Source organism: Xenorhabdus miraniensis (assembly GCF_002632615.1).
On record NZ_NITZ01000007.1, the window covers coordinates 96,745 to 116,724 of the forward strand.

17 protein-coding genes are annotated in these 19,980 nt (G+C 42.9%); 12 read left to right on the forward strand and 5 right to left on the reverse strand.

The window, feature by feature from the left end; all coding sequences use genetic code 11:
* The first annotated feature begins 293 nt into the window (after positions 1 to 293).
* The 9 genes from Xmir_RS08840 to Xmir_RS08880 all read left to right on the forward strand — a co-directional run bounded on the left by Xmir_RS08840 (position 294) and on the right by Xmir_RS08880 (position 11,630).
* A complete protein-coding gene (locus tag Xmir_RS08840; RefSeq protein ID WP_099114020.1) occupies positions 294 to 1,244 on the forward strand; it encodes a transcriptional regulator GcvA in 951 nt (316 codons plus the stop codon).
* Positions 1,244 to 1,639, forward strand: coding sequence for a DUF423 domain-containing protein (locus tag Xmir_RS08845; protein ID WP_099114021.1), 396 nt, complete (start codon positions 1,244 to 1,246; stop codon positions 1,637 to 1,639). Before Xmir_RS08840 ends, Xmir_RS08845 begins: the two co-directional genes overlap by 1 nt.
* On the forward strand, positions 1,632 to 2,729 hold the full coding sequence (gene rlmM / locus Xmir_RS08850; RefSeq protein ID WP_099114022.1) for a 23S rRNA (cytidine(2498)-2'-O)-methyltransferase RlmM: 1,098 nt from the start codon (positions 1,632 to 1,634) through the stop codon (positions 2,727 to 2,729). Before Xmir_RS08845 ends, rlmM begins: the two co-directional genes overlap by 8 nt.
* Positions 2,730 to 3,106: 377 nt before the next feature.
* Positions 3,107 to 4,540 carry a serralysin family metalloprotease gene (locus tag Xmir_RS08855; protein ID WP_099114023.1) on the forward strand — a complete coding sequence of 478 codons (1,434 nt, stop codon included), beginning with the start codon at positions 3,107 to 3,109 and terminating at the stop codon, positions 4,538 to 4,540.
* A gap of 251 nt (positions 4,541 to 4,791) precedes the next feature.
* On the forward strand, positions 4,792 to 5,127 hold the full coding sequence (locus Xmir_RS08860; protein ID WP_099114024.1) for a protease inhibitor Inh/omp19 family protein: 336 nt from the start codon (positions 4,792 to 4,794) through the stop codon (positions 5,125 to 5,127).
* A 61-nt stretch (positions 5,128 to 5,188) separates the two neighbouring features.
* Complete coding sequence (locus Xmir_RS08865) at positions 5,189 to 6,949, forward strand: type I secretion system permease/ATPase (RefSeq protein WP_099114025.1); 1,761 nt, start codon at positions 5,189 to 5,191, stop codon at positions 6,947 to 6,949.
* Between the two features lie 51 nt (positions 6,950 to 7,000).
* Positions 7,001 to 8,338 carry an HlyD family type I secretion periplasmic adaptor subunit gene (locus Xmir_RS08870; RefSeq protein WP_099114026.1) on the forward strand — a complete coding sequence of 446 codons (1,338 nt, stop codon included), beginning with the start codon at positions 7,001 to 7,003 and terminating at the stop codon, positions 8,336 to 8,338.
* A 5-nt stretch (positions 8,339 to 8,343) separates the two neighbouring features.
* Positions 8,344 to 9,810: a TolC family outer membrane protein gene (locus Xmir_RS08875; protein WP_099114113.1), complete on the forward strand. Its 1,467-nt coding sequence runs from the start codon at positions 8,344 to 8,346 to the stop codon at positions 9,808 to 9,810.
* Positions 9,811 to 10,118: 308 nt separating this feature from the next.
* Positions 10,119 to 11,630 carry a M10 family metallopeptidase C-terminal domain-containing protein gene (locus Xmir_RS08880; RefSeq protein WP_099114027.1) on the forward strand — a complete coding sequence of 504 codons (1,512 nt, stop codon included), beginning with the start codon at positions 10,119 to 10,121 and terminating at the stop codon, positions 11,628 to 11,630.
* 92 nt (positions 11,631 to 11,722) lie between these two features.
* Here the strand turns inward: Xmir_RS08880 and xni are convergent, their stop codons facing one another.
* The 5 genes from xni to Xmir_RS08900 all read right to left on the reverse strand — a co-directional run bounded on the left by xni (position 11,723) and on the right by Xmir_RS08900 (position 17,146).
* Positions 11,723 to 12,481 (reverse strand): flap endonuclease Xni, encoded by a 759-nt coding sequence (gene xni, locus Xmir_RS08885; protein WP_099114028.1) that lies wholly within the window; start codon positions 12,479 to 12,481, stop codon positions 11,723 to 11,725.
* A 78-nt stretch (positions 12,482 to 12,559) separates the two neighbouring features.
* Positions 12,560 to 13,927, reverse strand: coding sequence for a nucleotide 5'-monophosphate nucleosidase PpnN (gene ppnN, locus Xmir_RS08890; protein WP_099114029.1), 1,368 nt, complete (start codon positions 13,925 to 13,927; stop codon positions 12,560 to 12,562).
* 246 nt (positions 13,928 to 14,173) lie between these two features.
* A complete protein-coding gene (gene queF, locus Xmir_RS08895; RefSeq protein WP_099114030.1) occupies positions 14,174 to 15,019 on the reverse strand; it encodes an NADPH-dependent 7-cyano-7-deazaguanine reductase QueF in 846 nt (281 codons plus the stop codon).
* Positions 15,020 to 15,107: 88 nt separating this feature from the next.
* Positions 15,108 to 15,281 carry a YopJ family acetyltransferase gene (locus Xmir_RS24495; RefSeq protein WP_167385959.1) on the reverse strand — a complete coding sequence of 58 codons (174 nt, stop codon included), beginning with the start codon at positions 15,279 to 15,281 and terminating at the stop codon, positions 15,108 to 15,110.
* A 173-nt stretch (positions 15,282 to 15,454) separates the two neighbouring features.
* Positions 15,455 to 17,146 carry a cholesterol oxidase substrate-binding domain-containing protein gene (locus tag Xmir_RS08900; RefSeq protein WP_099114031.1) on the reverse strand — a complete coding sequence of 564 codons (1,692 nt, stop codon included), beginning with the start codon at positions 17,144 to 17,146 and terminating at the stop codon, positions 15,455 to 15,457.
* Positions 17,147 to 17,653: 507 nt separating this feature from the next.
* Between Xmir_RS08900 and syd the strand changes: the two genes are divergently transcribed.
* From syd to truC, 3 genes are all read left to right on the forward strand, one after another.
* Entirely contained in the window at positions 17,654 to 18,220 is a 567-nt protein-coding gene (syd, locus tag Xmir_RS08905) for a SecY-interacting protein (RefSeq protein WP_099114032.1), read from the forward strand.
* 651 nt (positions 18,221 to 18,871) lie between these two features.
* Entirely contained in the window at positions 18,872 to 19,198 is a 327-nt protein-coding gene (locus Xmir_RS08910) for a YqcC family protein (protein WP_099114033.1), read from the forward strand.
* Position 19,199: 1 nt separating this feature from the next.
* The gene (gene truC / locus Xmir_RS08915) at positions 19,200 to 19,970 is read left to right on the forward strand and encodes a tRNA pseudouridine(65) synthase TruC (protein ID WP_099114034.1); all 771 of its coding nucleotides are present in this window, start codon (positions 19,200 to 19,202) and stop codon (positions 19,968 to 19,970) included.
* Positions 19,971 to 19,980 lie beyond the last annotated feature (10 nt).

Below are 19,980 nucleotides of genomic sequence, written 5' to 3' on the forward strand. Positions count from 1 at the left end.
AAAAAATCACTATGGACAGACAGGGTAAATGTACAGGAAGTGAAAAAAAACGGTAGCTTACGCTACAAAGTCTGGATTACCAGACAACTTGCAAACACAACATCACAACCACAAAGCCAAAAGTATCAATGTATTAATACAAAGAGACTTTTCGTTCCGGCTTAGGAAGTGCGCACACTATAGGGATTTGCTGGTATATCATCAAGGGACAAATTATAATGCTTCGGATTATAAAAACTAATACCTGAACGAAAAGAGTTACCGGTATCGTCACCACCATATAAGAAACCAACATGTCTAAACGTTTACCTCCACTCAATGCCTTACGCGTTTTTGATGCCGCCGCCCGTCATTTAAGTTTTACTAAGGCGGCAGAAGAATTATTTGTGACTCAGGCCGCAGTTAGTCATCAGATGAAAAGTCTGGAAGATTTTCTGGGATTAAAGCTTTTTCGTCGTCGTAATCGTTCACTGTTGTTAACTGAAGATGGGCAGAGTTACTATCTCGATATCAAGGAAATTTTTACTGCTATCAATGATGCAACCCGCAAGCTTCAGGCACGTAGCGCTAAAGGGGCGTTAACCGTGAGTTTGTCTCCCAGTTTTGCTATTCAATGGCTGGTGCCACGGCTTTCTGGTTTTAATCAGAGCTTTCCGGGGATTGATGTCAGGATTCAGGCGATAGATCGGGAAGAAGATAAATTGACTGATGATGTTGATGTCGCCATTTTTTATGGCAGGGGCAATTGGCCGGGGTTGCGGACCGATCGTCTTTATCCTGAGTATTTACTGCCCGTCTGTTCTCCGGCCTTGTTGGCGGGAGACCGGCCCTTGAAAACCCCTTCAGATCTTGCCAGGCATACCTTATTGCACGATTCATCCCGGAGGGATTGGCAAGCCTATATTCGTCAGCTTGACATGCAGCAACAAATCAATGTCCAGCAAGGGCCAATATTCAGTCACAGTGCAATGGTGATTCAGGCGGCTGTGCACGGTCAGGGGGTTGCCCTTGCCAATAATGTTATGGCACAAAATGAAATTGATGCGGGGCGTTTGGTCTGTCCATTCAATGATGTTCTGGTCAGTAAGAACGCATTTTATTTGGTTTGTCACGATAATCAGGCAGAATTGGGCAAGATTGCCGCTTTTCGGAAATGGATATTGACGCAAGCCGCGTCCGAACAAGAAAGGTTGGGATATATCACTATACCCAATAGATGCCAATCTGAAACAGGAGCTGTGTGATGAGCAGTCGGGTCATGCTTATTTTTGTCGGGATCAGTGGTTTTTTCTACGTGGCATTGGGAGCGATGGGGGCACATATGTTGGCGCCTGTCCTGACTTCACGTCAGATGGAATGGATTCATACCGGCCTGCAATATCAAGGGCTGCATACACTCGCCATGATGGCGCTGGCTGTTTTTTTGATGCGTCAGCCAGTACCCCAATTTGGATGGAGTGGTATTTTTTTCGCAGCGGGAATTGTGCTGTTTAGCGGCAGTCTTTATTGTCTGGCCTTTTTACCGCTAAAATTTCTGGTGTATTTGACACCAATCGGTGGGCTGAGTTTTCTCATTGGTTGGTTATGTGTATTAATTGGCGCTCTGCGTCTAAGGAAATCGGCGCTTAGCCATGAATAAAGTTGCTTTATATTGCCGCCCGGGTTTTGAAAAAGAGTGTGCGGCAGAAATTACCGATAAAGCGGGTAAAAAAGAAATTTACGGTTTCGCCCGTGTGAAAGAAAACAGCGGATATGTACTGTTTGAGTGTTATCAGCCTGATGATGCCGATCGTCTGATCCGTGAAATTCCGTTTAAGGAATTGATTTTTGCCCGCCAAATGTTGGTCGTGGGCGAGTTGTTGAAAGATCTGCCGCAGGAAGATCGCATTACACCGATTATTGGTATGTTGATGGGGGTGATTGAGCGAGCCGGTGAGCTGCGTGTAGAAGTCCCGGACACCAATGAAAGCAAAGAGTTGATGAAATTCTGCCGTAAATTTACGGTTCCACTACGTAATGCAATGCGTCAGGAAAAGCTCTTGCTGGCAAAGGAAAACTACAGCCGTCCTGTAATCCATGTTTTTTTCATTGCTTCAGGTTGCTGCTATGTGGGGTATTCCTACAGTAACAATAATTCCCGTTTCTATATGGGGATCCCTCGTCTGAAATTTCCATCTGATGCACCAAGCCGTTCCACGCTGAAACTGGAAGAAGCCTTTCATGTCTTTGTTCCTTATGACGAATGGGAAGAACGTCTATGCAGCGGTCTTCATGCCGTGGATCTCGGTGCCTGTCCGGGAGGATGGACTTACCAGCTGGTAAAACGCAGCATGCTGGTTCATGCGGTAGATAATGGCCCGATGGCGGAAAGTTTAATGGAAACCGGTCAGGTGAAGCATCACCGCGTGGATGGCTTTAAATTTGAGCCGTCAGTAAAAAACATTTACTGGCTGGTTTGTGACATGGTTGAAAAACCTGCCAAAGTTGCACACTTGATGACAGATTGGTTGGTAAAAAGCTGGTGTCGTGAAGCGATCTTCAATCTCAAATTGCCGATGAAAAAGCGTTATGAGGAAGTGGATCACATATTGCAGAAAATTGAGTCGCAACTGAAAGAGAATGGTGTAAATGCTCAAATTCAGGCGAAACATCTGTATCACGATCGTGAAGAGATTACAGTACATGTTCGCCGCATCTGGTCTGTTTATGCAACTGAAAGGGATTATTGAAGGTGATGGATAGGGAATAAATTTCAAGTTGCGGTGAAAATACCGCAATTTGAAAAAAGAAAGTGTAAATAGATAATTCTTTCTTAGGGCTAATTTCCAGCAGATAAAAACAGTATTATTTTATAATAAATAATACTGTTTTTTTGTTATCAAAAAAATTTCATTGAAAAATAAATAATTAAATACATAAACTAAATTTGTTCAATATGTATTCTAAAAAGATATATTAATTATTTTTACACGGACAAGAACTAACGCTATTTTATGCTGGAGTTTTATTTCTAAGGGGAACTTAGAAAGAATTTAAAACTCTTGCTCCCGTTATTACAACTATTTCGGGTTTTAGAAAATTAATCTTGTTCTTACAGGAGATTTACATGACCTCAAAGAAAAAATATACCTATTCGGGGTTATCTGATTCTAATTCTGTTCAGGATGTAAAAGCACTTCTCACAGCCTACGTTCCGAATTACGATTCTTCTATTCGTGTTGATCATAATCCATTGGGCGATAATGCGCCTGATCAGCTTGTGAGGGGCCATTATCACTGGTCCAATAAATATGTTAATTCTTCTGGAACATTGGAATTATCATATCATTTTCTAACAAAAACACCGGCTATCATGCCGCTGTTTAATGTTTCTGGCTTCAGTGCGTTTAATGAAGATCAGAAAGATGCAGCGAGACTTTCTTTACAGTCTTGGTCTGATGTTGCCAATATTAAATTTACCGAAGTAAGTAATGCTAATAAAGCAAATATCACTTTTGGCTTCTTTGATTATAGCAAAGCGAAAGATTACGCATTCGCAAATCTGCCACAGGGACAAAAAACAGCTTATACATGGTATAACGCTAAGAGCCATACTTTTGTAGACAATGACATTGATGTGAATGGTTATGCCCGTCAGACTTTCACGCATGAAATTGGACATACTTTAGGATTGGAACACCCTGCTGATTATGATGCTTCTGATAAAGTGCGTCCAAGCTATATCACTAAAGCAAAATATTTCGAAGACTCTCGTGCCTATACGGTCATGAGTTATTTCGGTGAGAAATACACGGGCCAGGATTTCAAAGGTGAATATTCATCAGCACCTTTGCTGAATGATATCTCTGCCATTCAGGATTTGTATGGCGCTAATATGGAAACTCGTGCAGACGATACCATATATGGCTTCAATTCCAATACTGGCCGTGATTTCATGACCGCTACCGATGCGAACAGCAAACTGGTGTTCAGCGTTTGGGATGCGGGCGGTGAAGATACATTTGATTTCTCTGGCTTTACCCAAAATCAGCGTATTAACCTGAATGAAGGGGCTTTCTCTGATGTTGGCGGCTTGAAAGGTAACGTTTCTATCGCACGTGGTGTCGTTATTGAAAATGCGATTGGCGGTAGCGGTGACGACATTCTGGTCGGTAACAGCGCAGATAACATCCTGAAAGGTGGTGCAGGCGACGACATCATTTATGGCGGGCTTGGCGGTGACCATCTGTGGGGTGGCGAAGGCAAGGATACCTTTGTTTATCTGGATGGCAAAGAATCATTGAAAGACAACCCGGATTGGATTCATGATTTTACTTCTGGTGAAGATAAGATCGATCTGTCTTTCTTCAACTTCGGTAGTCGTGGCGATATCAAATTTGTGGATTCATTCTCAGGCAAGGCGGGTGAAGTGAAGTTCACTTATGACCAAGTGAATGAAGTCACAGATTTAGAGATCAGTCTTGGTGGTGATCTGGCGGGCAACGATTTCCTAGTGAAAGTTGTTGGCCAGCCGCTGACTGAGGCAGATTTCATCGTTTGATGATGTCATCGCAATAACTGAATGCTGCCGTATGCTTCTTGGTGTACGGCAGTATTAAGGAGGCCGCTGTGTTATATCGTCATCTGAAGATAATATCGGTTTTCTTTCGTCCCCTGTTTCATCAGTATGAATTTTTTGGAACTCCGTTTTATAGGTTGAAGACATGTTTGCGGAGAGCTTTTTTATCGACAATAAATTTATCGGCATTGAAATTATCGGTAATTTTATCTCTTTTTTTTGCAGGAGGATGTATGGCGAGTAGTTTGAGACTTCCACCCGCTGATGAGTTGAAAGGGCTATGGCAACTCTCCGATGGGCAGCAGGTATGTCGTGTTGAATTGACCGATACCCGTTTACCTGAAGGGTCAATTTGGGCGCTAAAAAGTGACGCCTGTGCGACAGCGCTGTTTGGTCAGCCTGTTGAAGGATGGCGTCCGGCTCCCGATGGAATCACATTGACGGATGATGACGGTAATAGTCTGGCCTTTTTTGGTCATGAGTCTGAAGAACAATGGGTCGCCTACCTTGTTGATGGCAGGGAATTGGTCATGACATTTAGTGGCACAGCGAATGCAGTGACAAAATAAAAAATCAGGCATGATTTGATAACTAATTCGTTTTGCTTCAGTTAATGATAAAGGGATTGCAGTGAAATTACGCTTTCCGAAGGATGAAATCACGGATGTTATCCGTGCACGCAGCAAAGTATTCTGGACTATTGGCTTATTTACAGCGTTTATCAATCTGTTGATGCTGGTTCCCTCGATTTATATGCTTCAGGTATATGATCGGGTACTGCCATCCGGTAATGAAATGACCCTGTTAATGCTGACGCTTATCACACTGGGTATGTTTGCCATCATGGGCGGGCTGGAATATATCCGCAGTCAGGTGGTAATCCGCATTGGCAACCAGTTTGATATGAGCCTGAACCAGCGGGTTTACACCGCTTCGTATGAGTCCAACCTAAAAAGTGGCTCAACAGATGCGGGGCAAATGCTCAATGATTTGGCGACTATTCGCCAGTTTCTGACGGGGAATGCACTGTTTGCTTTTTTTGATGCTCCTTGGTTCCCCGTCTACCTTTGTGTCATTTTCCTGTTTAGCCCGTATCTGGGATTGTTGGCACTGGTTGGGGCCATCATTCTTATCACGCTGGCGGTATTGAACCAGTGGCTATCCCAGGCACCGTTAGCCGAAGCAAGCAACCTCTCTTTACGATCAGCCCATCTTGCCAGCACCAACTTACGCAACGCAGAAGTGATCGAAGCGCTCGGAATGTTGCCGGTATTGCGTCACCGCTGGTTTGGTTTGCATAAGCGCTTTCTCCATTTCCAGTGTATTGCCAGTGAACGAGCGGCATTCATTGCTGCGCTGACTAAAACAGTACGCATAGCCTTGCAATCTTTGATTCTGGGTTTGGGCGGTTGGCTGGCGATTGAAGGGAATATCACGCCGGGAATGATGATAGCAGGTTCCATTTTGATGGGGCGGGCGTTGTCCCCGATTGAGCAGTTGATACAGGCATGGAAGAGCTGGAGTGCGGCTCGTTTGTCATGGCAGCGGTTGGACAAGCTCCTGAAAGCTCAGCCAGAGCGCAAAAGTGGCATGTCATTGCCTGTTCCCAAGGGCGTATTGCTGTTGGAGAAAGTCTCTGCAATACCACCCGGTAAAACACGTGCCGCTCAGGCATCACCAAGCCAGACATCACAAAACAAGCAATATGTTTTGCAGGATATCAACTTTGCCTTAAATCCCGGCGATGTTCTGGGGGTGATTGGCCCCAGTGCGTCAGGGAAATCCACATTAGCCCGTTTGCTGGTGGGGATTTGGCCGGCACAGGAAGGCGTTGTACGACTTGATAGTGCCGATATTTACCAGTGGAACAAAGATGAATTGGGGGCATCCATTGGTTATTTGCCGCAGGACATTGAACTGTTTGGTGGCACGATTGCTGAGAATATCGCGCGTTTTAACGATGTTGATCCTGAAAAAGTGATCGAGGCGGCACAAAAAGCCGGCGTCCATGAATTGGTGCTCAATCTTGAACAGGGTTATGACACGGTCATTGGTGCCGGAGGAATGGGGCTGTCTGGTGGGCAAAAACAGCGGATTGGGCTGGCTCGCGCTTTGTATGGTAATCCGTCGCTTGTGGTATTGGATGAACCTAATTCGAATCTGGATGATATCGGAGAAAAAGCGCTGAGTAATGCCATTGCTCAATTACGGGAACAAGGGAAAACGGTGGTGGTGATTACCCATCGTCCTTCATTGCTCTCGCAAACAACCAAAGTTTTGCTGTTGGTGCAGGGTAAAATGAAAATGTTTGGCCCTTCCCAGCAAGTCATGGCGGCGCTGTCTCCGTCACAGCCACAGCCACAACCAAAAGCGGTCGAACGTGCCTCGTAACATGATTCAGCCATATTTAAATTCTTGGGATATTGCTATCTGGGAGTAAAGATGTCCTATCAGACCAATGCAAAGGATGCCCAAAATGAGGCGTCAGAATTATTGCCGCTGGATGCGAATCGTTACCTGCGAATAGGCTGGTTGGTTATTGGCATTGGCATTCTGGGCTTTTTAATCTGGGCCGCGTTTGCGCCACTCGATAAAGGGGTGGCTTCTTCAGGGACGGTTGTCGTGGATGGAAACCGAAAAACGGTACAGTCCCCGGTGAATGGTATTATCAGGCAAATTCAGGTGAAAGAGGGTGAGCAAGTCAAGGCCGGGCAGGTTTTGGTTCAGCTCAGCCAAGTGCAGGTTAATGCGCAGATTGATTCTCTGAAACAGCAACTTTATACCACTTTGGCAACGGAAGCCCGACTGTTGGCCGAACAACAAGGACAGGATGCCATTGTCTTTCCATCCACATTATTGAGTCAGCAATCGGAGCCGCGCGTTCAGGATATTCTGGCATTGCAGAAACAGCTCTTTCTGTCACGCCGTGAGATGTTGCGAAGTGACTTGGCAGGCATGCAACAGACTGAGGAAGGGCTGAATTTCCAAATCAAAGGATTACGAGAAGCCTTAATAAGCAAGCGACAACAGCAGGCTTCACTCAAGGAGCAAGTGACTAACCTGCAACCTTTAACAGAGGAAGGCTATTTTCCCCGTAACCAGTATCTGGAATTACTGCGTAACCAAAGTGAGTTAAGTGGCAGTGTGGCCGAGATGTCTGGGCGAATTGGTCAGCTTGAAAAGCAGCGGCAGGAAACGCAACAGCGAATTATTCAGCGTCAGGCTGATTACCAACGTGAAGTACGCAGCCAATTGTCGGATGTGCAGGTGTTGGCTAATGAATTAGGCAATAAGCTGGAAACGGCCCAGTTTGATTTGTCTCATACCTCAATTACGGCTCCGGTCGATGGTTCAGTGGTGGGGTTGAACGTATTTACCCAAGGCGGTGTGGTGGCTTCCGGTGAGAAATTGATGGAGATCCTCCCTGCTCAGAGTACCTTGGAAGTGGAAGCGCGCTTGATGGTGCATTTGATTGATAAGGTGGCTGTAGGTCAGGATGTTGATTTGATGTTTACTGCGTTCAACCAAAACCGGACGCCGAAAGTGACGGCTAAGCTGGCAGTGGTTTCTGCTGACCGGTTAGTGGATGGAGTAACAAGGGAACCTTATTACCAGATGCGATTGAAAGTGACCCCTGAGGGAATGGAGAAATTGGCAGGACTGAATATCAAGCCGGGGATGCCGGTTGAGGTGTTCGTCAAAACGGGATCGCGCTCTCTGTTGAGCTATCTGTTCAAGCCACTGGTGGATAGGGCGTCTACATCGCTGATTGAGGAGTAATGGAGATGTTGAGGTATTGCGGTTTTGCCAATAAACGTACTTTGCTATTGCCTCTGTTTTTAAGGCGAATGTTTTTGAGGGCAATGTTTTTAAGGGCAATGTTTTTAAGGGCAATGTTTTTGAGGGAAATGTTTTTAACGGCATTGTTGGTGATGTCAGCTTCCGGTTCCGCGAAAGCCCTTTCTTTGACGGAAACTTATGCTCTGGCATTGCAGCATGATCCAACATTTCAGGCCGCCATCAAAGAGCAGGAAGCAGGGCAGGAAGAGAAAAATCTTGGGCTGGCAGAATTGCTGCCCAAGGTATTGATTAGCTATCAGAATTCACCGCAAAACTGGCAGAAAATGGAATCTCATTCTGTAGATATGCGTGGTCGGAAGGTTAGCGAAAGCCGTGACCGGAAGTATGACAGCTATAGCGGTGCGATTATTTTGACCCAGCCGCTGATTGATTTTGAAGCGTGGGCGCGTTATCGAACCCGTCAGGCTTATACGCTGATGAGTGATGCCCGCTTTCGGGCGGATAGCCAGCAATTGGCGGTCAGGGTAGTGAACAGCTATGTGGCTGTAGCCTATGCACAGGATCGGCTGGAGCAAGTCGCCCGGCAGAGGACTGCCTATGAAGAGCAACTGGAACGCAATCAGAAATTGTTTTCCTCTGGCGAGGGCACTCGCACCGATGTGGCAGAAACGCAAACACGTTACAGCCAGGTACTGGCCGATGAATTGATGGTGCAGGATGAGCTGGATGCCGCAATCCGTGACTTGCAGCTATTAGTTGGTGTACCGTTGCCCGCCGGTTTACCGGTTAATCGCTTGTCCGACGCACCACAGTTCAAAGCCATCAAACGGGATATCGGGCGTTATGCTGATTGGGAACAGCAGGCATTAAGCCAGAACCCTCAATTGGCGGCAGCCCGGCAGAAAGTTGATGTGGCGTATCATGACATTAACCGCAATCGTGCGGGATACCTGCCAAAACTTGAGTTGTATGCTTCTCATAGCGAAAATAAGTCCAGTAGCGATAACAGTATTGACCAAAAATACCGGACAGATTCTATTGGCTTGCGTGTTTCCATGAATCTTTATAATGGCGGCGGAACGGCGGCGGCAGTACGTCAATCGGCGGCAAATTATGGCAAGACTAAATATGAGATGGATGCACAGGCAGGCGAAATCCTGAATGCACTGCGCCGCAATTATAATGCCTATGTTAATGGTGAGAAGCGGATACGAGTCTATGAAACCGCGGTAGAAGCGGCTGAATTACAGGTGAAAGCGACGCAAAAAAGCGTTGCTTTGGGGCAGCGAGTGAATGTCGATGTGCTCAATGCTGAGCAACAACTCTATACTGCGCGTCGTGAACTGTCTCAGGCTAAATATGACTATATGAAAGCGTGGATTGGATTGCTGAATGAGTCGGGGCAATTAAATGGTGAACATATTAAGTTAATTGCTGATTATTTTGGTTGATCTGATTTTATGCAGAAACCGATTTAAATGATTTTTTGAAATTTCCATTAAATAACAGATAAGAGAAAACAGCGTACTTTATTATAAAGCTATGCTGTTTTTTATTTTTATAAAATAATTTAATGGGATTGTTTAGCTTATCTGATTAAGAGAGGGATAAGTTTAAATAAATGTTAAACGATATGTAAAATGATCTCTTTTCACAGGAATTTGAACTAAACTTTATATTGTGGTTGATGTGTTTATTATATGTCAGCAATTGATTTCCGTCTTTTATTTCAGGTTGATGCCTTTTTAAGGAGGTCGGGATGTCCTTGTCGAAAAAAGAAATTAATGAGAATGAGGTTTTATATTCTTATGCGGTTAAACAAATAAAAAAATATTTGGATTATTACAATCCAAGTAAAAATAAAAATATTAATAAATATAAAAAACCAATATATGGTGATAAATCATATGAGAAAATTTTGAGAAAGAATTTTATTTGGAAGAATAAGAAAAAAGAGACGCTACCTAACGAGCCTGTACAATTCAAATATTGTATATTAACATCAAAGTCTAAATTTGCGAAAGAACCTGCGGTTAAAAAAGCTATGGAGAAAGCCAAGGTTGCAGAACTTGCGACCATTGATATGGATATTAAGGAAGCTTTGGATAAATCCTATGAATCTTGGAGTCGTGTTGCTAATATCTCTTTTACCGAAGTTTATGATTATGATAAAGCTGATCTTGTCGTTTGTTTTTATAGTAAAAATATAAAAAAAGCAGATCTTAATCCATTTACTAAATTACCTACTAAAGGAAATTATAAATCCCATTCATGGTTTAATATGAATAATGACAAATTTTCTGATAAAAAATTTCTTGAAGTCAATAGAAATATACGAAAGGCGTTTGTTCACGAAATTGGGCATCAATTGAGTCTGATCCACCCGTCTCCATATGATGCCGGTGATAAAGAGAAACCCAATTATGAGAAGAGTGCTTCTCATTTTGAGGATAGTTTCGCTTATACTGTTATGAGTTATTTTAATTCATCTTATACTGGGCAGGATTTTGAGGATTTATACCCATCTTGCCCTGTAATGAATGATATTTCTGCTGTTCAAAAGTTATATGGTCTTAACAGTAGTAATTATCCTACTTATATTGTATATGGTTTTAATTCTAATACCGGTTTGGATTATGAAACTGCATTACACAAAGAGAGTAAATTGATATTTTGTGCCTGTCCTCCTAATATTATTTCAGGCAAAGAAATAGAGGTTAATAGGTTTGACTTTTCTGGTTTTGTGCAGGATCAGGTTATCAATTTGAATGAGGGGGCTTTTTCTGATGTTGGTGGATTGAAAGGCAATGTCTCTATCGCCCGCGGTTGTACTATTCATGAGGCTATTGGTGGTCGTGGTAACGATATCATTATAGGTAATAATGTTCCAAAAAATTTGGAAGGCACTGCGGGCAATAATATTTTATATAGTGGCTTTGGAGGAGGAACGATAAGGGGAGGAACGGGAAAAAACACATTCGTTTATTTGTCTGGTAATCAATCAATAGATAGCAGTTACGATACCATTCTTGATTTTGAATCAGGTAAAGATAAAGTCGATTTATCAGGTTTTGATTTTGGTGGAACAGGAAAAGTGAAATTTGTTGAGCGTCACAATTTTGGTCAGCCAGGAGATGCCTATTTTATATACCAGAGTATATACAATTCAACAAGTTTATATATTAAGTTAGGGAAAGGAATGGTCTCTGATATGTTTATGTTAGTATTTATAGGGATAAAAGAATTAACTGAATCAGATTTTATTCTCTAATTCAGTTTATACATATTGTTTTTCAAGTCGCAAGATGACTGGTTTTTCCGGCTCACTTTCTTAGACGGTTATTCTTCTCTGCGATTTGAGATTTATTCGACATAAATCAGCCTGAGTTGCTGCAAATTTCCTTGTAGTGATAGATCGGTTTTTAATGAAGCGACTTCCCGGCTGATATAAGCTATTTCTTTATGAGCTTCTAATTTTTTTCGCCATTTATCTGGTTGGGCTTCCAGATTCTGGAATAAATTATCCAGCGAACCGGCTTGTTGTAGCAGGGTGGCGGCTGTCTTCGGGCCAATGCCCTGAACGCCGGGGATTTTACTGCTACTGATACCTGCCAGCCCCCAATAATCAGGAAGTTGGTCAGGGGAAACGCCGAATTCTTGCTGAACGAACGGTAAGTCCAGCCAGCGTTTTTGGAAGTAATCACGGATTTGAATATTGGGAGAAAGAAGCTGGCAATAGCCCTTATCTGTTGAAACAATTGTGACATGATGACCGGTATTGGCGACTTTAGTCGCCAATGTTGCGGCCAAATCATCCGCCTCATGTCCTTCTGCATGCCAGCAAGCTACGCCAAGTTCATTGAATGCCTGCTTAATCAGCGGCATCTCCTGTTGTAAGTTTTCTGGCATAGCAGAACGCCCTGCTTTGTAGTCAGGGAAAAGTTGATGGCGCCAGCTATGTTTGCGATCATCTTCATCAAATACGGCAACGGCATGAGTCGGGGATGCGTGGGTGATTAATTGCTTTAACGCATGTTCGCAGGCAGGAACGCAAGGGCTTCCCTGTACCGCATGGATGCGTCGAATCAGATTTAGGGCGTCTACAATTAAAAGATGTATCATGGTCGTTATATTCCATCCTTGGATTTTATTCCTTGGCACTAGCCTCATTGAATCGTGAAGAGAAAAGGTATCTGTGATTTATTTGATTATCTCATAACACGGCTCATAAGCAGTACCTCCCGGAAGTTTCATGCGATCTTGCTCCACAAAATCTTCTAGCAAGTTATCCATACAGTGCATAATGTCAGCATCACCGTGGATCTTGAATGCCCCGTATTTCTCTATGGCATGAATACCCACTTCTTTTACATTACCTGCCACAATGCCAGAAAATGCGCATCGCAATGCTGACGCAAGTTTCTCAGGTGGTTGATTTGGATATAAATTCAGGTTAGCCATGTTGTCATGGGCTGGATTGAATGGAGATTGTAAATCAGGGCTGATTTTCAATGACCAGTTGAAGCTGTAAGCATCTCCGGTAGAACGGCGATTCTCTTTGACGTTTGGCATCGCCCTTTTCATTATACGTGCGACTTCTGATGGTGCATCCATAATAATGCGGTAGTAGTGACGAGCCTGTTTTCCCAAAGTATTAACGATAAACTCATCTAACGCGTGGAAGTAATCGGCACTCTCTTTGGGGCCTGTTAAGACCAGTGGCAGAACCTGATCTTTATTTTCAGGATTCATCAGGATAGCCAGCAAATACAGCAGTTCTTCTGCCGTACCCACGCCGCCGGGGAAGATAATAATACCGTGAGCAATACGGACAAAGGCTTCCAGACGTTTTTCGATGTCAGGCATGATAATCAGCTCATTCACCAACGGGTTGGGAGGTTCTGCCGCGATAATTGAAGGCTCTGTAATACCGACGAACCGACTGTTTTTATAATTCTGCTGGGCATGCCCTACCGCAGCGCCTTTCATTGGGGCTTCCATTGCTCCCGGGCCACAACCTGTACAGATATTCAGTTCGCGTAACCCCAGCTCATTCCCTACCTTGCGCCCATATAAATACTCTTTTTCATTGATGGAATGACCGCCCCAACAAACAATCATATTCGGATCTTCTGAGATATGCAGGGCGTTAGCGTTGCGCAGGATGGAGAAAATGGTGCTGGTAATATGTGTACCATTTTCCATATTTAAATTGTGAGCTTTCTGTGCATTGGTAATTTGCGCGTGAACGAACAAAATATCCCTTAACACTGCGAACAGATTTGCTTGCAGGGAACGGATGATTTTACCATCAACAAAAGCGTCTTCCGGTGGATTGACTAACTCCAGCTTTACGCCGCGTTCTCTGCGCAGTACGTTGATATCAAAATCTTCATATTTTGACAGCAATTCTTTACTGTTATCGGTTTGGCTTCCAGAATTAAGAACCGCCAGTGAACAGTTACGAAAAAGGCGGTATAAATCACTACTTGCGGTACGCTTAAGCGTATCTACTTCAAGCTGAGAGAGTAAATCCATCGATCCCAATGGATTGACATGTGTAATCAAGAATGACTCCTTTTACCCCTTATAGGGGTTCCTCAATAATGATTTATACCCTCTATCTTTCAAATTGCTGCTTTATTGCGTCCACTCCTTCCAGCGATATAACGAAATAACATGATGTTACCTTATGACAGTTATCTCAGTTTCTGGGGAATTAGCTTATTTGCCGTCACAGCAACCTGAAATTTATTGGGTATAACTGATTTCATCCAGCAGTCTGGTTACCCATTGCTAATCAAATTGATTTGATTATTGACGGGCTAACCTTCCTATTGCTGGAGTAAATTCTTCGTTACTGCGCCACGGATTGATATCCAACCCTCCCCGGCGGGTATAACGTGCATAAACAGTGAGTTTTTCAGGCACGCATAATGTCATTAAGTCATTGAAAATACGCTCGACACATTGTTCATGAAATTCATTGTGATGGCGGAAAGAAACTAAGTAGCGCAATAACTTTTCCTGATCGATTCTGGCGCCTTTATAGTGGATCATGACAGATCCCCAGTCTGGCTGATTAGTGATCAGGCAGTTTGATTTTAGCAAATGACTCACTAAAGTTTCTTCAACAATAGGGCCAATGGCTGCATTGTTAAGATAATCGCGACTGAACTGATAATCATCAATTTCAATATCCTGATTATCGATACATTTTCCTGTAAATTCGGCAATTGGCTGCTGACTGAAGTTGTGGAGGGGATGTAAGACAACGTCGATATTGCCATTGGCACACGCAGATAAATCCTGTTGCAGCGTTTTTTGTACGGTTTCCCAATCAGCAAAGCGGGTTTGGTTAAAACTATTCAAATAAAGCTTAAAGCTTTTTGATTCGATAAGGTTTTCGCTGGTGGCATCCAGACTGACATGACCAATAGCAACTTGAGGAACACCGCGTGCGTTGAGCCAGGAAAGTTCGTACATCGTCCAGATATCGGCACCATGAAAAGGAATACTTTCAGGGAATAGTCCAAGCGGTTCACGGTTCATGCTGCGGGGAACCGCTTGCAGTAAAGTCGGATCGTAGTTGTCGCGGTAGGGAGTGGGTTTACCTAACGTGAGTTGAGCGAGTGCCTGATTATCCTGATATAAAGACATTAAGATTCCTTAAAATTGGTAAATCATTATGTTTGAGGTAGACCGTAGTTTATCAAGGAATCCTGAATGGTCGTATTTTTATTGTGCATTATTCTCCGTACTCATCGAGCCATTTTAGCGCTGCTTCTGCAAGGCTAAGCCTTTTTTCTTCAATAGATGTACTGTAGTCTCGTGACTTACCATCAATTGTGCGGGTAATCAAATGACGTTTATATCGTTCTGGCAGGGTTTCTCTTTTTTTTCTCCATACTTTTATGGTCATACCCAATGGATTTCAGATGCGGCATGATGATAAGGAAGTTAAATCCCAGAAAGCATAATTCATGATGTGGTTGCCATGTCATTGTGAAGCATCGTGTAACTAACGAAATTATAATTTGAAAGCCTATGGATATAGTAGATATAAAAATATATCTACTATTTGTTAAGATGCCTTTATTCAGAAAGTAATTTATCTAATAATGGCGATCTGAATATGTGATGTGGATCGTATTTCTTCAATGCAGAAATTGTTGAAACCCAATTGTTATCGGCAGGCAATCCATCAGTGAATGAAGCTGGAATTATTTTGGTTAAAACTTCTTTATCTTCCCACGCAACGTTGGTGCCATAAGCCCAACCTTTACTCCATTCAACACGGGCTGAGGCATAAGAACCCTCAAATTCTTTAAATAGCCACTGTTCAAATTGGCGGCAAAATTCAATGGCATAAGGTGTGTTTGGAAAGGTCAATATATCGAGCCAGACTGCAACATCCCATTCAGGCTGATCTAAACGGGGACGGATTGCAGATAAACTGGGAACAACCGCCTTTTCATGTAGGACGTCGGCAGGATCATCTAATCCAGTGACTCTGATTTCAATAGGGCCATTGATGGGATATCGCCCCTGATTTGCAAATTCACGCATTAATTTTTGCCATTCGGTATAAAATTCATTCAAAACGCGCTGGATATCAGCACGGCGCGTTAATACCGCATAGCCATTTGCTGTAACACGCAGTGTTGTGGGTTTCACATACAGCAATAGGTTTTTACTCCAACCCCAAATATCTTTTCCATGGCCTTGTAAAGCGGTATTTGCCAGTTGATATTGCATCTCACCGACCAGAGGCGTTATTGCAGGGAAACCGGAAAGAATGTCATCCACGATATTCGATATGGCTGGTGAGATATTATCGGAAAATGGATAGTTATAGGGTGTTTTAACCTCAACGCTGGCAGCCGGTTTGGTTGGTGCCACACTCCAGACTTTTAACCATGGGAGGTTTGTGAAAGGAAATAAAATAATCTCAGCCCGACCGCTTTTATTTAGAAAATGACTAAAAGTTCGATTGCTTTCTGGAAATTCGGCATCGGCAAATAATTCCGCCGCTGAGATATTAGTGAAGCTTTGGCAGCGTAAGCGTTGATTTTTACCAGACTGAAACTGGACTTCTAAAATCAGGGAACAACCTAAGTGAGTTAATAGTGGTGCACAATTTGGATCACTTCGCTCAAAATGCTTGATAGTATATTGCTGGTTTTCTGCATCCCACACAACAGCAGACAGGGACAATATTGTGTTACTCAGAGAGCCATATGTGTGCCCGGGAAGTGGCGTTTCGTCCACTGCTTTAATGGCAGTTCCATGCCCGCCTATCGCGAGAACGCCCCCTAATGTTAAATCACCGGGAGCTGGTGTTGCGGTGAAACCAAGATTTTGATCCTCCATTTGAGTCATTAGTGTTTCCATCAATATACCCGTTTGTGCGGTTACGATAGAAAATTGGGAACGGTGTTCGATATTGACGTGAGTAAAATGCTCAGAGAGATCCATCAACATAATACGATTTTTGAAGCTTTGCCCTGATTCCAGGATCAATGGTGACCAATTATGAGATTGTCCGACAATTCTTAGCTTATAATTTTCCTTCCATGCCCAATTGACGACTGAAATAACCTCTTCAGCAGAACGAGGTATACAGCATGGTACATTGTGAGCCTGAACTTCTCCTGACCAATTTTTAAAGTTTAAATTTTTCCAGATAATATGGTCAGGAAAATGAGGCAAGTGATATTCTGGCTCAGTAATAATGTTATCTTGTAAGTAATTTTCATCTTGTCGATTTATATCTGATGTGGTCATTATTTGTCACCTTAATTTTTATTTTGTGAGTTTTGGGTTCTTTAATATGAATTTAAAACTAAATCCGTTTATTACGGGATTATTTACTATGAACATTAAAAGGTCATTCCGCCTTTAGGCAGTGGGGATCATCTGTTAATATTTATTTTATCTCTGATATGTACTTGATGCGATATGGATGACATATAGTCGTCATTAAATGCTTTAAATTTCAGACTTGTGAAGAAATTCAGAAAACATAAATTTTGTTGAAATTAAATAATATGGGTTAATGATGAGGATAATAGAAAGTTTTATAGGTCAGATACGAAAATGATCTCATTTTTAGCATTTATTGGAATAGATGACAGGTATTCAGATGAAGGAAGTCATATCAACACTTTTTCATAACAATGGTAACTTTCATAACAATGGTAACATCACTCTTCGGTTGTTATTTTGCTAAAAAACGTATAGGAATAAGTAGGATAACATTATAAACCTGAAAATGATGGATGATATAATCATATGACCTTTAATGTGACAGAAGCTAATGTGACAGAAGCTCTCTCTGGCTTCACCCAACGCTATGTTGAATTGTGGCAAGAGAAGACAGGTTTTCCGCCAGCCAGCAGTGATCTGTATGGCATACCTTCACCCTGTATTGAACGTACCGGAGATGGTGTAGTGCATTGGCTTCCCCAGCCGTTTTCTGTCCGGGAAAAACTCCAGAAGGTCGAAACAGCGCTGGATATTTGTTTGCAAAGTGCTATCCATGATTACTATGTGACGCAACTTGCGGGTGATATGACGGCCAGTTTTGAAGGGCAGAATTTCAGTTTGATTCAGGTATGGAGTGAAGATGATTTTATTCGGTTACAGGAAAACCTAATTGGTCATCTTGTCACACAGAAGCGGTTAAAGCTCTCACCAACCGTATTTATTGGCACGACTGATTCTGATATGGGGCTGATTTCTGTATGTAATCTGACCGGCCAGGTGATTCTGGAGCAGTTTGGCAGTAACGAGAGGACAATGTTATCTGCAAATCTGGCAAGTTTCCTTTCAGTTATCAATCCCGTTGTGTGCAGTTAGTTGCAGATGTGTGCAGTCACTTGCAGATATTAGTTTGATCTTTTGTAAGAGATATCTCACATGGTGCGTGAGATATTTCTTTTAATCACAAAGTGAATATTAGCGCGTGAAATTATTTCTATTTTATATCAATATCATACAGAATGTGACAGCAGTATCCTTTTTACCATCGTACTGACGGTTCCTGTTCGGTTGCTTGTTCCAACCGCCCAAATCATAGATCCTTTTACTGTTCCGTAAGGGATCACAGCAAAACAATAACCAGGGAATAAACCCATCGGGAAGATGGTTCAGGGAAGGTCAGGTAGAGGCAGGATCGCCAAATGCCATTATCGCCGGATACTATCAGTATAATAATTGAGCAGTACAACGATTAAGTAAAGGATGACAGACAAGGAAGTATTTTTGTCAGGGAATGAGCAGGAAGCGATTGATTTAGCAGGATTGCTATGACAGATAAATTAAGAGGAGGGATTTTATCTCTCCTCTTTTTTTATCATCCTTAAACCATCTCTTGAAGGGGTGGTCATTGTTTCATTTTATCCTATCGCAAGTTTTCCGCTGAAATCGTATCAATGATACTCTTATGTTCTAATGACATGGTGGCAGCTTTTGTCATCTGAGCCACAGCTAAGCATCAGACGAAAAATCATGAGTATCGAGAAACAAATTCTAAATCAATTACAGTCCATTGAAGTCACCATGAAAGCGGTAGGCTTATGGCAGAATTATCCTCCTAAACCAGAATCTTTTGAAAGTACCGAGCCTTTTTCCATTGATACGATGTCAGCGGAAGAGTGGCTACAATGGGTATTAATTCCAAGAATGCGCGCCTTAATAGAACAAAAAGCCAACTTGCCGACGGCATTTTCGATCGCCCCGTATTTTGAGGAAGTTTATAAAGAAGAAACAGAACGTTATTTACCTTTACTTGAACACTTGCGAGCATTGGACAACCTGTTTATGCAGGACATTTGATATGCTGGATATTATTTATCAGGACGAACATCTTGTTGCAGTTAATAAGCCTGCGGGTTGGTTAGTCCATCGCAGTTGGCTGGCGCGCCATGAAACTGTTTTTGTGATGCAGACGCTGCGCGATCAAATAGGGCAGCATGTTTTTCCTGTCCATCGTTTGGACAGGCCGACATCTGGTGTCTTATTAATGGCGCTTTCAAGTGAAGTGGCCAGAACACTTGCACAACAATTTGAATTCCACGATATACAAAAAACGTATCATGCTGTTGTGCGGGGTTATGTTGAAGGTGATGATATTATCGACTACGCCTTAATGGAACAGTTGGACAAAATTGCGGATAAATTTGCTGATCCAGACCGGGAAGCACAGTCAGCAATTACGCATTACCGTTCATTGGCAAAAGTTGAGTGTCCGGTTGAAATAGGGCGTTACCCGACATCACGTTTCAGCCTGTTGGAGCTGATGCCCAAAACAGGTCGTAAGCATCAATTGCGACGTCATATGGCACATATTCGGCATCCCATCATCGGGGATACCACGCACGGCGATTTGCGGCAAAATCGAGGAGTTGCTAAATATTATCAGATTGGCAGATTAATGCTGCATGCCAGCCACCTTCGGCTCAAGCATCCCGTGACAGGAGAAGATCTTCTTTTAACCGCCCGGTGGGATCTATCGTGGCAGCATTTGCTTGAACAATTTGGCTGGCAGGGTATGGTGCCTGATTTGGAATGTTTAGCTACTCATAAATGTTTAACGACTCATAAATGAACGTAGTATC

Bases quoted from the DNA above. Each gene is read 5' to 3' on its own strand.
- truC (WP_099114034.1), top strand. From the start codon at position 19,200: ATGCTGGATATTATTTATCAGGACGAACATCTTGTTGCAGTTAATAAG.
- Xmir_RS08870 (WP_099114026.1), top strand. From the start codon at position 7,001: ATGTCCTATCAGACCAATGCAAAGGATGCCCAAAATGAGGCGTCAGAA.
- Xmir_RS08845 (WP_099114021.1), top strand. From the start codon at position 1,244: ATGAGCAGTCGGGTCATGCTTATTTTTGTCGGGATCAGTGGTTTTTTC.
- Xmir_RS08900 (WP_099114031.1), bottom strand. From the start codon at position 17,146: ATGACCACATCAGATATAAATCGACAAGATGAAAATTACTTACAAGAT.
- Xmir_RS08840 (WP_099114020.1), top strand. From the start codon at position 294: ATGTCTAAACGTTTACCTCCACTCAATGCCTTACGCGTTTTTGATGCC.
- Xmir_RS08855 (WP_099114023.1), top strand. From the start codon at position 3,107: ATGACCTCAAAGAAAAAATATACCTATTCGGGGTTATCTGATTCTAAT.
- xni (WP_099114028.1), bottom strand. From the start codon at position 12,481: ATGATACATCTTTTAATTGTAGACGCCCTAAATCTGATTCGACGCATC.
- Xmir_RS08910 (WP_099114033.1), top strand. From the start codon at position 18,872: ATGAGTATCGAGAAACAAATTCTAAATCAATTACAGTCCATTGAAGTC.
- syd (WP_099114032.1), top strand. From the start codon at position 17,654: ATGACCTTTAATGTGACAGAAGCTAATGTGACAGAAGCTCTCTCTGGC.
- Xmir_RS08875 (WP_099114113.1), top strand. From the start codon at position 8,344: ATGTTGAGGTATTGCGGTTTTGCCAATAAACGTACTTTGCTATTGCCT.
- Xmir_RS08880 (WP_099114027.1), top strand. From the start codon at position 10,119: ATGTCCTTGTCGAAAAAAGAAATTAATGAGAATGAGGTTTTATATTCT.
- rlmM (WP_099114022.1), top strand. From the start codon at position 1,632: ATGAATAAAGTTGCTTTATATTGCCGCCCGGGTTTTGAAAAAGAGTGT.
- Xmir_RS24495 (WP_167385959.1), bottom strand. From the start codon at position 15,281: ATGACCATAAAAGTATGGAGAAAAAAAAGAGAAACCCTGCCAGAACGA.
- Xmir_RS08860 (WP_099114024.1), top strand. From the start codon at position 4,792: ATGGCGAGTAGTTTGAGACTTCCACCCGCTGATGAGTTGAAAGGGCTA.
- queF (WP_099114030.1), bottom strand. From the start codon at position 15,019: ATGTCTTTATATCAGGATAATCAGGCACTCGCTCAACTCACGTTAGGT.